General features: G+C 44.8%; 15 protein-coding genes. 1 reads left to right on the top strand and 14 read right to left on the bottom strand.

Going from position 1 to position 12772, the window contains the following annotated elements:
* Positions 1 to 90: 90 nt before the first annotated feature.
* Positions 91 to 441, bottom strand: a complete 351-nt coding sequence (locus MHI06_RS07685; protein WP_340401038.1) for a hypothetical protein — start codon at positions 439 to 441, stop codon at positions 91 to 93.
* Positions 442 to 672: 231 nt separating this feature from the next.
* Here MHI06_RS07685 and MHI06_RS07680 point away from each other — a divergent pair, with 231 nt between their 5' ends.
* Complete coding sequence (locus MHI06_RS07680) at positions 673 to 1278, top strand: hypothetical protein (protein ID WP_169479044.1); 606 nt, start codon at positions 673 to 675, stop codon at positions 1276 to 1278.
* Positions 1279 to 1348: 70 nt separating this feature from the next.
* Here MHI06_RS07680 and MHI06_RS07675 read toward each other — a convergent pair whose 3' ends face one another.
* The 13 genes from MHI06_RS07675 to MHI06_RS07615 all read right to left on the bottom strand — a co-directional run bounded on the left by MHI06_RS07675 (position 1349) and on the right by MHI06_RS07615 (position 12715).
* Complete coding sequence (locus MHI06_RS07675; protein WP_340401037.1) at positions 1349 to 1828, bottom strand: hypothetical protein; 480 nt, start codon at positions 1826 to 1828, stop codon at positions 1349 to 1351.
* Between the two features lie 94 nt (positions 1829 to 1922).
* Positions 1923 to 2567, bottom strand: a complete 645-nt coding sequence (locus MHI06_RS07670) for a DUF3885 domain-containing protein (RefSeq protein WP_340401036.1) — start codon at positions 2565 to 2567, stop codon at positions 1923 to 1925.
* A gap of 390 nt (positions 2568 to 2957) precedes the next feature.
* Positions 2958 to 4280, bottom strand: a complete 1323-nt coding sequence (locus MHI06_RS07665) for an LLM class flavin-dependent oxidoreductase (protein WP_340401035.1) — start codon at positions 4278 to 4280, stop codon at positions 2958 to 2960.
* A 64-nt stretch (positions 4281 to 4344) separates the two neighbouring features.
* The gene (locus MHI06_RS07660; protein ID WP_340401034.1) at positions 4345 to 5682 is read right to left on the bottom strand and encodes an LLM class flavin-dependent oxidoreductase; all 1338 of its coding nucleotides are present in this window, start codon (positions 5680 to 5682) and stop codon (positions 4345 to 4347) included.
* 24 nt (positions 5683 to 5706) lie between these two features.
* Entirely contained in the window at positions 5707 to 6291 is a 585-nt protein-coding gene (locus MHI06_RS07655) for a GNAT family N-acetyltransferase (RefSeq protein WP_340401033.1), read from the bottom strand.
* The gene (locus MHI06_RS07650; protein WP_340401032.1) at positions 6288 to 6782 is read right to left on the bottom strand and encodes a DinB family protein; all 495 of its coding nucleotides are present in this window, start codon (positions 6780 to 6782) and stop codon (positions 6288 to 6290) included. The genes MHI06_RS07655 and MHI06_RS07650 overlap by 4 nt, the downstream gene beginning before the upstream one ends.
* A 51-nt stretch (positions 6783 to 6833) precedes the next feature.
* Positions 6834 to 7850, bottom strand: a complete 1017-nt coding sequence (locus MHI06_RS07645; RefSeq protein WP_340401031.1) for an LLM class flavin-dependent oxidoreductase — start codon at positions 7848 to 7850, stop codon at positions 6834 to 6836.
* Positions 7851 to 7995: 145 nt separating this feature from the next.
* Complete coding sequence (locus MHI06_RS07640) at positions 7996 to 8748, bottom strand: amino acid ABC transporter ATP-binding protein (RefSeq protein ID WP_340401030.1); 753 nt, start codon at positions 8746 to 8748, stop codon at positions 7996 to 7998.
* Positions 8745 to 9455 carry an amino acid ABC transporter permease gene (locus MHI06_RS07635; RefSeq protein ID WP_340401029.1) on the bottom strand — a complete coding sequence of 237 codons (711 nt, stop codon included), beginning with the start codon at positions 9453 to 9455 and terminating at the stop codon, positions 8745 to 8747. The genes MHI06_RS07640 and MHI06_RS07635 overlap by 4 nt, the downstream gene beginning before the upstream one ends.
* Positions 9452 to 10147 (bottom strand): amino acid ABC transporter permease, encoded by a 696-nt coding sequence (locus tag MHI06_RS07630; protein ID WP_076330079.1) that lies wholly within the window; start codon positions 10145 to 10147, stop codon positions 9452 to 9454. The genes MHI06_RS07635 and MHI06_RS07630 overlap by 4 nt, the downstream gene beginning before the upstream one ends.
* Positions 10148 to 10174: 27 nt before the next feature.
* Positions 10175 to 11002 (bottom strand): transporter substrate-binding domain-containing protein, encoded by an 828-nt coding sequence (locus MHI06_RS07625; RefSeq protein ID WP_169479053.1) that lies wholly within the window; start codon positions 11000 to 11002, stop codon positions 10175 to 10177.
* A 341-nt stretch (positions 11003 to 11343) separates the two neighbouring features.
* Positions 11344 to 11793, bottom strand: a complete 450-nt coding sequence (locus MHI06_RS07620) for a hypothetical protein (RefSeq protein ID WP_340401028.1) — start codon at positions 11791 to 11793, stop codon at positions 11344 to 11346.
* Positions 11794 to 12112: 319 nt separating this feature from the next.
* On the bottom strand, positions 12113 to 12715 hold the full coding sequence (locus tag MHI06_RS07615; RefSeq protein WP_340402078.1) for a hypothetical protein: 603 nt from the start codon (positions 12713 to 12715) through the stop codon (positions 12113 to 12115).
* Positions 12716 to 12772 lie beyond the last annotated feature (57 nt).

Below are 12772 nucleotides of genomic sequence, written 5' to 3'. Positions count from 1 at the left end.
CGAACTTGACGTTCCGTTCAAAAATATAATGAGTCCTCGTTCCATATCTATCACCCTTATAATTAAAATTATTGCTACAATTCAACTGAATTACCACTCTCTCCATTCTTCCGTAATATCTTCATCGTCCTCAATGTCTAATCCAGCAAGCCTAGCTGCCTTGTCGATAAAATCGGCCAATTCTTCACGTTCCATCGTTTCAATGAAATAGCCATTTTCCTCATTCATCTCATTAAATGTAACCACAACTTCTTCTACAGCTTTCATAATATGCTCAGGATGTTTCGTTTCTTGTAATGTTATTAACTGGTTTAAAAAGTTATCCAAGGCTTTGTCAGACATGAGTAATCTCTCTTCCGTAAAAATCTCATCTCCGCCTTCAATCATTCTTTCGCTCCATAGTTTGGTTGGTTTTTCATGAAATAAGTTTAGTAACGTCATTGGGAATCATTCTCCTTCAAGTTTTAATTATGTATATATTTTATCTGTAACCATTCCTACGTACAAGCGTTCCCACCTTTTCATTGGTTCCACTATATTTTCGATGTTAAATTTAATAGTGATATTCTATTAGGTTTATATTATTAATTCACAATAATTATCAGATATGTGTATAGTAGAAATGAAGCAAAATACTTTCAAAATACTAAATCTAACGGAGAGGATGATATCATGTCTTTTTTCAAAAGGAAGGTTGTACTAGTCTCTGTATTAATCTTATCGGCTATCTTCTCTGGTGCAATCGCTTACGTAAATGGTCAATCGAAACCGGACGTAGCCATTCATAAAGTCGTCAACCTTTCGTCCAACTCCTTAACATTTCATAAAATTGATAAGCTGGATGCGTTCGCTGAACTGATCGTCATTGGTTATGCCACAGCAGATGTCAGAGATCGAGAGCATGTTATTACTGCATTTGATGATGGGACTATGCAATCCTTTCACACCAATACAAACATCAAGATTGAAAAGATATTAAAGCAACCGAACGATTTTCCTACTGATCAGAACGAATTAACAATCATTGAACCCGTCAGCCTGGAAGGAGACGTCAAGTACACAGTTAATGACTATGTAGAACTGCAGAAAGGTGATAAAAGTGTGCTCTTCTTGATGAAAAACTCCTTTGGTGATTATGGATTAATTAATGATAACTTAGGCAAATTCAGCCTTGAAGGGATAAGTCAATATAGTGTACCTCAATCCTCCACTGCACAAGCGTTATCAGAATACGAAACTTTCCGTAACTCTGTCATGAAGAAGTACCATTTGAATTGAGGCATTCACCATACAACAATCATCCCTCTAACAGTTGTCTGAATCACCGGGAATAGCTGCCCTCTTCTATCTATTGCACTTCTTTATCAAGGCTTACGTCAAAGGATGAAGTTATCGATTTTTGTCTAAAATCATTGGGTATCACTTTAATCTCCACGTTTAGATGTATAGATTCAGGCAGATTCATTTGAGTTATATTCTCACTACCAATGAAGTAATAATGCTTTTCGTCCAGTTCTATCAAACCGCCACCTGTTGAGCCAGAAGTTGAAATCAAATTCCCGTCACGATAAAGCTCACAAGAAATGTTATACTCCATCAAACTAAACCCTTTCACTTCATATCCAACCTTGATTTGATTTTCCGTGTAATCAGCATTTCGTAAACTAATCGCACCACCATCGACCATTTGGGTCTGAATTGCAATTTTTGCCTCGGGCATCTCTGGTTTCCTTAATAAATATCCCACTTTTAGGTACCATATAGTCCCCAGTACAACTACAGCAAGTACAATTATAGCAATAATAAAATTCTTTTCTTTTTTATCCATAATCCTTACTCCTTACATCTGAACACGGTCTTGGTTCATCGACCATGCATTCCATTAGGAATTATGTTCGATTAAATTTCAGGTTTTTCCCGCATTATCCTAGAAATACATTGTTAATTATCTCTCGATCATAATCTAGAATCCAATCGTTATATTCTTTATAAATACCCATTAGTTCTTCCCTTGATGCTGAAATAACATCGCAACCTCTATCATCATAGATATGAAATATCGTTTTCTTACTTATATTAACAAAATACACCCTATGATAAATCTTTGGCTTAATTCCAACATCATGATTACATATAGCTTTGATTAACTGATTATATTTCAAGTCCTCAACTCTACATTTAGTCCAGTACCTATACATGGTGTTTCTTGGATCTTGCATGTCATCTGGTTCACAATCCAAACCTGGAAATATCTCAAGGCTCAAGGCTCTAATCGGCCCTTTCTTCTTGATATATTTTCTGTACAGGTTCAATTTTTTCACTTTGTGTTTAGGCCTATCTCCCAAATAAGCTTGAGTTATTAATAGGACTTCATCTTCTTGATCATGAAGAGCCTTAAATAATTCAAGTGATCGATGATAAACTTGTTCCATGTAATACTCCGTACTCATTCCAAACATCAGAGAATTGCCAAGTTCGAATCGTATTCCAACATCCCCATTATAAAAAAGAGGCGGTTCTAAGGTCAGGTTTGGAAAATATTCTGCCAAGTACGTTTTCAGATCCATTCTGTTACCTCCATTATTTTCTCGGATTTCATCTAATTAATTCTTTAGCTCTCCATTTCATATCTTGTTTGAAGCTCTTTTACAAAAAAAAGTTCGCCAGGTAATCAGGGATTTCCTCAACAGCCAAATAGGCCTCCAAATTATCTTTAAAGATGGTTGCCAGTTTACTGGCCTGATTCGTTCTAATTCCATTGACCGTTAAACTTAATCTGGAGAAATCATTCATTAACAGATTATGAATGAATAGACGCTCTCTGTAAAACGTACTCAAATGACAAAACAAAAAAGAAACCGTTCTTTGGTGAAATGGAGGTACCACCCAACCATTGGATAGAGACGGTTTCTTTTTATAATCAATATACTATGAATCAACTTTTCTTGCCTAATGATTCACCCACCCTGCTTCACGTATCGATTAACAGGCACTGAAAGTCCCAGATTTCCCCGCAGCGTATCATGCTCGTATTCCGTACGGAACAGTCCACGCTGTTGCAACACAGGCACGACCAACTCTACAAAAGCTTCGAGTCCATCCGGTACAGTCGGCAGGATAATGAATCCGTCCACTGCCCCCTCTTCGAACCATAGCTGCATCTTGTCGGCAATTGTTTCAGGTGTACCAAAAAACGGGGATCGGGGCTGTGCAACATGTAACGCAACCTCGCGTAGTGTCGATCCTTGCTCCCGTGCTTCCCGCTTAATCTGATCCGTAAAACTTCGGAATCCATTGGAACCAAAATCGCCTAAATCCGGAAAAGGCTCATCCAGATCATATTGGGTAAAATCATGATAATCAAAGTAACGACTTAAATATTGAACCGCATCATCAACGGAGCCCAGATGGAGAACCTCATCATATTTACGCTGGGCTTCCTCTTCGGTATGTCCCACAATGGGTGCAATGCCCGGCAGAATCAGTATGTCTTCAGGCTTACGTCCGAAGGAGACCGCGCGCTGCTTCAGATCATCGTATACCACCTTGGCTTCCTCCAGCGATTGACCGTGGACAAATACAGCATCAGCCGTTTTTGCAGCAAAATCCCGGCCCGATTCCGACGCGCCTGCCTGGAAAACGACGGGATGCCCCTGCTTCGAACGCGCAATGTTCAGCGGTCCGGCCACCTCGTAAAATTCGCCTTTATGATTCAGCTTGTGCAGCTTCTCCGGATCAAAGAACACACCGCTTTCCTTGTCCCGAATCAACGCATCGTCCTCCCAGGAGTCCCATAATCCACGTGTTACCTCCACGTACTCTTCCGCCATACGATAACGGGTTTCATGGTCCGGATGGCCCCCCTTGTTGAAGTTGTCCGCTACACCTTCCGACGGCGAAGTCACTACATTCCACGCTGCGCGTCCACCGCTGAGATGATCCAGGGATGCAAACTGACGAGCCACCGTAAACGGTTCGCTATAGGATGTGGAGAGTGTTCCTGCCAGTCCAATGTTTCTGGTCGATGCGGCAAGAGCAGACAGGACAGTAAGTGGCTCAAAACGATTCAAAAAATGGGGGATGGACTGCTCTGTAATATGCAAGCCATCGGCAATAAATACAAAATCAAGCTTGCCGGCCTCCGCCTGTCTAGCCTGCTGGATGTAAAAATCGATATTGATGCTTGCATCTGATGGCAGCTCGGGATGTCTCCAGCCCGAAACGCTGGAGCCGACGCCGTGCAGTGATGTTCCCAGCCTTAATTGACCCTCTCTCGACATTACGGTTCCCCTCTCAGTTAATGTAATCTCATTTTTATATCCGTTCTATCTGCAAACGTTTTGTTCAAAGTGCTTCAGCTGCTGTCGGCTGCTTTGCATAACGGTTTTCCGGCACAGGCAAACCCAGATGTCCCCGCAGTGTATCGAATTCATATTCCGTGCGAAACACACCGCGCTCCTGCAAAATCGGCACGACGTTATCCACAAAAATATTAAGATCCTCTGGCGTAATCGGGTGTACGATGAAGCCATCGGCTGCTTTTGTCTCGAACCAATGCTGCAGCGTATCCGCTACCGTCTCGGCCGAGCCGATGAACGGAGAACGTGGGGCCACCGCTTCAAGAGCAACCTGCCGCAAAGTTTGTCCATGCTCGCGGGCTCTTGCTTTGATTCGGTCCGTGCCGCTACGAAACGAGTTCTGACCGAGATCCCCCAGCTCCGGGAATGGCTCATCCAGTGCATATTGGTGAAAATCATGATGGTCGAAAAACCGGCCCAACACGTCCAGCGCTTCCTCAATCGGAGTCTGTCTCGCAGCCACCTGATATCTCTGCTCCGCCTCTTCGTCGGTTTTCCCGATAATCGGAACAATGCCTACCATAATGGCAAGATCGTCTGCCGCGCGTCCTTCCTCCACGGTACGCCGCTTCACATCCTCATAGAATGCTCTTGCGTCCTCAATCGAGTTTTGCCCTGTAAAAACTGCATCGGCACCCTTCGCCGCAAGCTGTTTTCCAGGCTCCGACGAGCCAGCCTGAAACACTACAGGTTGTCCCTGCTTCGTACGTGCAATGTTGAGCGGCCCCGCTACCTTAAAATGCTTACCTTCATGATTGACACGGTGCAGCTTGGCAGGATCAAAAAAGACGCCCGTCTCCTTGTTTCGCACAAAGGCGTCCGTCTCCCAGGAGTCCCACAAACCGCGCACAACGTCCAAAAACTCCTCGGCAATCTCGTAACGCTCCCCGTGGGTCGGATGCGACTCTTTGCTATAGTTTGTTGCCGAGCCTTCTAACGGCGATGTGACCAGATTCCAGCCTCCGCGCCCCTTACTGATATGATCGAGAGAAGCAAACTGACGGGCCGCGTTAAAGGGTTCACTATACGAGCTGGATAGCGTGCCAACCAGCCCAATTCGGGTGGTTACTGCCGCAAGCGCAGACAAAATCGTAAGTGGCTCGAAGCGATTTAGAAAATGAGGAATTGATTTTTCAGTGATAAACAGCCCATCGGCAATAAACACAAGGTCGAATTTGCCTCGTTCCGCTGTTTGGGCCTGCTGTGTGTAAAACTCAAGATTAACGCTGGCATCCACCGGCACACTGGGATGACGCCAACTGGACATCGTTCCACCAACACCCAAAATAATGCTGCCTAATTTAAGCTGTTTCGCTTTACTCATGGTCACCCTCCCGCATTGATCCATTTATTGAAGCAGTGTAGTGTCAGCCAACTGCAAACGATAGCTTTTGACTAACGTCTGCCCTGTAGTAAACTCCTTATCATGGGCTCGTTCAAAGCCCAGTCGCTCATAGAGACGGATGGCCTCTCCCATCATGTCCGAGGAATGAAGGTACAACGTATCCGCACCTTGTTCTCTCGCAAGTTTGGCGCTGGCTCGAATGAGCTCTGTAGCCACACCTCTGCCGCGCGCCTTACCAGTCACGCCCAGCAGACGGATAATCGGGGAATGGATGCCAAGCTCTGCATTACCGTATGCTGTCTCGGATGAAGCATATACAAACACACTGCCTACAACTTCTCCGTCCAGTTCTGCTACAAGCTTGGCTATCGTTGACGATTTATTAATAGCTTCTACAATGCTTGCTTTATAGGCAAGCCATACATCCTGAGGAAGCTCTTGTTCATATTGGCTGTATGCCTCAAACAGGATGGCCTCCAGCAAGCGAACGTCATCGGCTGCCGCTTCCCTGATGATCAGTTCCCGGCCGTCATTGCTCGGATTCGGTTGTTGCTTTTCCGTTGATTGCGCCTCAGTCTTTCCCATCATTGCACCTGCTTTTCAGCCGCTTCTTGCTTGATTCTGCGAATCTGGTTGAGATGGTTCTCCACATGAGCTACAAAAGCCGGGATGATCGCAGAAAGAGATACCGCCTCCCCTTTGAAGTTGATGCCGGTTTTGCTCCATTCCTCATCGCCCAGGCGCTCCAGTAGCCCTGAGTTGTATTGAACCAGGCCATGAGCAATCGTAATCAGGTGAGAGATTTGCTCCTCATTTGCTTTCTGTCCAGCAACCCACGCATCTTGGTTAAAACCGGGTAACGTCGCTTTAGATCCTGCTAGTATTTCCCGGATGCGAAAGGAAACGACGATGCTGTGGTCCACCAGATGCGCCAGCACTTCGGTAACACTCCAGGAGGATGGAGACGATTTCCATTTCAACTGCCGCTCGGTCAGTCCCGCGATTTCCTGTTCAATCTCTTCATAAGCGTCTACATACGCCGATATGATTGATGTTGTCTTCCCTGTTGCGTTCCCCATGATTACCGCTCTCCGATCTGTATTATGAAATGAATTCGATTGTGAACATTATTAACGTTGCACCAGTTCCTCTGTAAATGCTTCTCTAAGCAACTGGAAGGAACGGGTCCGCTTATCAAAATCAGGAATAATCGTTGTGAATACAAAACTGTTCACACCGTATTCCTCCGATAGTTCGAGCAGCCGCTTTCGCACCGTTTCCTTCGTACCGCGAGTAATGTCCGCTTCGCGCTCAACCGCCGTATACGTTTCTCCCGCCTGCCTTGCGAATTCCGCTGCCTGCTCTAACGTCTGCACATTAACGGTTTTGCCACTGGCCAGCGTCACACGTACACTTTTATGCTGTCCCGCCAGCGCATTAGCCTCTTCCTCCGTATCTGCTGCTATGACAGACAAAGCCAGAATCGCTTGTGGCTCCCCGCCTTGCTCAGCGTTAAACTGTGTGTGGTAAGCATCCAACGCAGCGCGTGCCGTCTCGGGATCACTGTTAATAAATAGGGCGAACGCATAAGGAAGCCCCTGCCTTGCAGCCAGCTCTGCACTGGAAACGCTCGTACCCAGCATATAAATACCCGCTGGCTGTCCTGGTAACGGATGAGCCGTCAGCCCTGGCTGCGCATGGGATTCACTCGCCGGAGAATGCAGGAAGTCCTTAAGTTCCACCAATTTGTCTTCCAGCGTTTCCGGCTCTGCGACTCCCTTTTGCAGCGCCTTCGTGGAACGAGGTAAGCCGCCCGGCGCTCGCCCGATGCCCAATTCAACCCGTCCCGGGGCCAGCGTCGCAAGTATATTGAAGTTTTCCGCTACCTTATATGGACTGTAATGCTGGAGCATTACACCACCGGAGCCGACCCTTATTGTATGGGTCTGTGCCAGCAAATACGATACGAGCACTTCTGGCGATGATCCGGCAACACCTTCCGAGTCATGATGCTCTGCTACCCAGAACCGATCATAGCCAAGCGACTCCGCGAGCTTCGCCAGTTCTACTGTATTGTTCAGCGCCTCCGCAGCCGTCTGGCCGGGAAACACGATGCTTTGGTCCAAAATTCCTAATGTAAATGACATGTACAGTCCCCCTCCAATGTTGCTTGAATCAATTTCATAACTCACTAAAAATGGTTTTTTGTAACAAGATATAGACAAATTGAATCGTTTTGATCTATATCTTGCCTTGATTGAAGTAGCTAAAGGTATTATGAAATTGATTCTCTTATATCGAATATGCGGCGTCAGGCGTAATGCGTTTGAGAAATTGCTTCGTGCGTTCTTCCTTCGGATATCGGAATAACTGCTTCGGATCGCCTTCCTCCACAATGACACCGCCATCCATGAATACAACATGGTTCGCTACTTCCTGCGCAAAACCCATTTCGTGAGTAACGATGATCATCGTTATTCCTTCCTCCGCAATTTGGCGAATGACAGCCAGCACCTCGCCTACAAGTTCGGGGTCCAGAGCAGAGGTCGGCTCGTCAAACAAAATGACCTCTGGATTCATCGCCAACGCCCGTGCAATGCCGACGCGCTGCTGCTGTCCACCAGACAGCTCGCTAGGGTACGCATCGAGCTTGTTTCCGAGGCCAACTTTCTCCAGCAAGGCCGCGCTGCGCGCCTTTGCTTCCTCCTTCGGCACTTTACGGACAGCGACAAGCCCCTCCATCACATTTTGCAGCGCCGTTTTGTGGCGAAATAAATTATATTGCTGGAATACCATCGCTGACTTTTGGCGCAGAGCATGGATATCCTTTTTGTTATGCTGCTTGTAATTCAGGGTAAAGTCTCCGATGCTGATATGCCCAGAATCCGGCTTCTCCAAATAATTAATGCAGCGTAGAAGTGTTGTTTTGCCAGAACCACTTGGTCCCAGAATGGCAACAACCTCTCCGCGCTTTACGCTCAGGTCAATTCCCGAAAGCACTTTGTTATCCCCGAAGCTTTTGTGTATTTGCTTTAGTTCAATCATGACACGCCTCCCCGGCTGTACGCCCTGAACCGCTTCTCTGCCAGCGCGGTCAGTCTTTCAATAGTTATGGTCAGACCCCAGAAAATGAGAGCTGCCGCTACATACGCCTCAAAAAACTTCCAGTTGGTCGATGCGACAATTTGCGCCTTGGCGTTAATCTCCACCACTGAGACCGCAAATGCCAGCGTTGAACCATGCAGCATACCAATCAGCATGTTCGAAATGTTGGGCAGACTCGCCGAAAAAGCCTGTGGCAGCACAATTCGGCGCATCGCCTTCGATGCTGTCATGCCAAGGGAATAAGCAGCCTCGATCTGCCCGCGATCAACCGAGAGCAAGCCGGATCTAACAATCTCTGACGCATAAGCCCCAGCCGTAATCGAAAATGCGAGGTAGGCAAAGCCGATCAACGGAATCGACGCGGAGTTGAATCCAAGTCCGAGCGATGCTGTCACACTGTCAATCACCATGGGCAGACCGAAATAGATCAGAAGCAAATGCGTAATCATTGGCGTACCGCGAATAAATGTAACGTAGGCAGCCGCCAGCTGACTCAGCACAGGAATCCGAAATTGGCGGACAAGCGCAACGGCTGTGCCGATGATAAAACCGAAGACAACCGATACAGCGGTAATCGCCAGCGTAATCGGGATGACACCGAGAAGCTCCACGAAAGCGGTCCATACAAAGGAAAGATCAAAGCTCATATCGGAGCAAACCCCCTCTTCTGTACTTTCCGCTCAAGCACACGGAACACCCGATCCAGCACAAAGCTTAGAACAAAATAAATGAGAGCCAGTGAGATATACGCTTCGATAAAATGACGAGAGATCGTCGCCAGTGTGGAGGATTTACCGGTCATCTCCATGACACCCACACTGAAAGCAAGTGATGTATCCTTCAGGCTGCCAATCACCATATTGGAGAATATAGGCAGTGCCGTCACATATGCCTGCGGCAATACAATCCGGAAAAAGGCTTGTGGGCCGGACATGCCCAGCGCATAAGCAGCCTCGACCTGCCCCCGATCCACAGATGCGACTGAAGCCCGAATCATCTCTACCATAAACGCTCCGCTATTCAACGAGTAAGTCATAATGACAAAATACAGCGCAGGTGCACGATTGGCATTAATACCGAACAAACCTAAAATTTCCGGTACACCGTAATAGAACAAAAACAGTTGAATCAGGATCGGTGTACCGCGAAAAAAGGATACATACAGCTTAGACAGCTGTTTCAGCACCGGAATATTATACATCTGCGGCAGTGCCGCGATGGAACTGATGATAAGTCCAAGCACCATTGCACTAACTACAATTAGAAGCGTAGTACTGATGGTGGGTAGGAGCTTTACAAAGTAGTCAATGACATAACTGAATTCAAATGGTGCACCCATCGCAGCGACCTGCCTTTCCTCTACGTGTTATTTGGCTTCCGATTGCGTAGCGTCAAAACCAAGCCATTGCTCGCTCAGTTGCTTCAATGTGCCGTCAGCCTTGATTTCCTTCAGCACTTCATCGACACGGTCAGCGAGTTTTTGCTGCTCAGGGTCGTTTTTGCGGAACATAAACAGCGTGTCTGATTCACTAAGCGGCGCACCGACCAGTTTCAAATCGTTGTTTGGATCGATAAGTGGAAGGGTAAAGTCTGCAGCTATAGACGCTACAACCCGTTTGGACTTGAGTTGTGAGATTAAATCGTTGGCCACACCACTTGAATACACAATCTCAAGTGCATTGTCATGCTCCTTGTTGTAGTTTTCCAGCAAGATGGCTTGTGCACTGGTTGCTGTAGTAAATACTTTCTTGCCCTTCAAATCGTCAATGGATTGAATGGAGTTGTCATCTTTAAGAACGGCAATTTTGTTTTTCCAATGGGAATACGCTTCTTTGTTGAACAGATATTTCTCCTCGCGCTCCGGATTTTTTTCCATTTGATGTGCAACCATGTCAATCTTGTTCGTTTCAAGGCTCAGCAGCAAGTTGGTGAACTCCAGTGTCTGAAACTCGAACTCGTAATCATCAAGCCGTTTATCAATTTCTCTGACCAGTTCTACATCGTAACCCGTCAGCTTATCATTTTCGTCAATAAAGGCTACATTTGGAAACTGTGTGCCTGTTCCCACAATAATCTGGGTTGGTTCGTTTGCCCCCTCAGCTCCCGATGCCGTCTTCGCTTCTCCCCCGGTGTTGCATCCTGTCAACGCCAGAACTAGTGCAGTAGTTAGTGTTAAAACAGACCATTTTTTCATGTTTTTATCCCCCGTTATGTTTTATATTATTTTTAAACCACCAATTCATACATGTTAAGTAGGAATTAATTGATCTAAAAATATCATCCCAGTGGGAATATCGTCAACGGGTATACTTATAGAACTATTCTATATGTAAATTTAATTATTCAATGGGTACGATTACACGATTCCCTATTCACCATATTTTGTGTCGGGAAAGTCTTCTTGTTGTGCGAGTTTAGAGACATAGGATCGACAAAAAAGCCGGACATTTAATGCCCCGGCTTCTTTGTTTTCGCAAGTATACCTTCAGTTCATTCAAACCATTCATACATATGCTAGTGCTTTCCAATCAACGTTCACATTCGATCGTCAATTTTCCATCCCTCGTTTTCGAAGAGTATGGAATACGTGGATTCATCTTTTTGGCCATCTTCCCATGTTCTAGATACTTCAATTAAGATCTCATCATTTTCACTTACTTCAATGTTATTTATATCTACCGATTCTAACTTAAGAGAATCCTTGTTCAATTGATAATATACTTTAACCATCTCATCGACTGTTGCTTCTTCTGTATAGTCTCCTGTACACCATGCATATACGCTTTTCACATATGTTTCTGTCGTGTAGTCTTTCCATCTCCGGATATCATCAAAATGTTGAAAGTAGTTATTCACAGTAAGCATAAAATCATGATTAGGTATTTCTTGCACATTATAATTAATTTCTATCATTTCTCTTGTTCCACATCCCGTACTACACAAGATGATAAGAATGACTATAAGACATGCTTTAGTATATTTCATATAAACTCCTTCTTATGCTTCTTGTACCGTTGTTCTAATAGACTACTTCCTTGAAATTTAACCCGCAGACCAAGGCTCCATCAGGAGCCCCAGCTCGAATGTTCTGTTATCAGAAGTACTCCCCTTCTATGTACTACCTACAAGAGTCGTTTTAGTATTACTTCTACTTCTTCTATTAAATCACTTTGTATCTCATCACTTGTTGGGTAGTTCCTTATTCTTTCTAGCTCTGGTTTAAGTATTTCTAGTGCAATTGGCCAATTCATGTCTTGTTGCCATATAAGTAAATCAAGGATCGAATATCCATATTGGTTCACCACTATTCTTTATTTGAATTTTCTTTCAAAAACCAATGAAACATCTTTTGCTTCATTCGATTCGCTATGTCACCATCTCTTACCTTAATCCATTTATATAATGGTTCTTCTATAAATTCCAATAAGTCCTTTTTGCATTTCTTAAGGCTTTCTGCCAGTTCATTATAGGTAAACTTAATGCTTATGAGTTCTTCCTTAAGTGGTTCCGGATCATCTGACCATACTAAGGCGTAATCATCAAAATACTGAATTCCAGGCGATGGGTCATGCCCAAGCCATGGACTTTGTTTAGCTTGGATTGAATGTTCTATTGATTGTATTTCTTCTAGCCCACAACAGCAGCTAGGCATGATACATGTCTCATCATCCTTTATAAAAGCTGCCCCACCTAGTAGCGCTACTTCATCTTGCTCAAATAGCTCTTCAAAAGATTCCTCGAAAGACTTCGATACATCAATGCTGTTGTATCCAAATAAATGCAGTAAAAACAATTCAACTTCTGCTTCACTACTTTCTGAGGATAAAAAAGTAAATTCCTTTCGATTCACTTCATTCTCAATCCAATTAGGTTTATCGTAATAAGGTTCTCGGATTACTGGTTTCATATAAGACAACTTAAACTTCACCTACTTCATCTTTTTATCTCGTTTTCAGGAATTTCA

It is taken from the genome of Paenibacillus sp. FSL H8-0079, from assembly GCF_037991315.1.
Classification (GTDB): domain Bacteria; phylum Bacillota; class Bacilli; order Paenibacillales; family Paenibacillaceae; genus Paenibacillus.
Note: the sequence above shows the minus strand (reverse complement) of the source record. Positions and strands in the feature narration are given on the sequence as shown.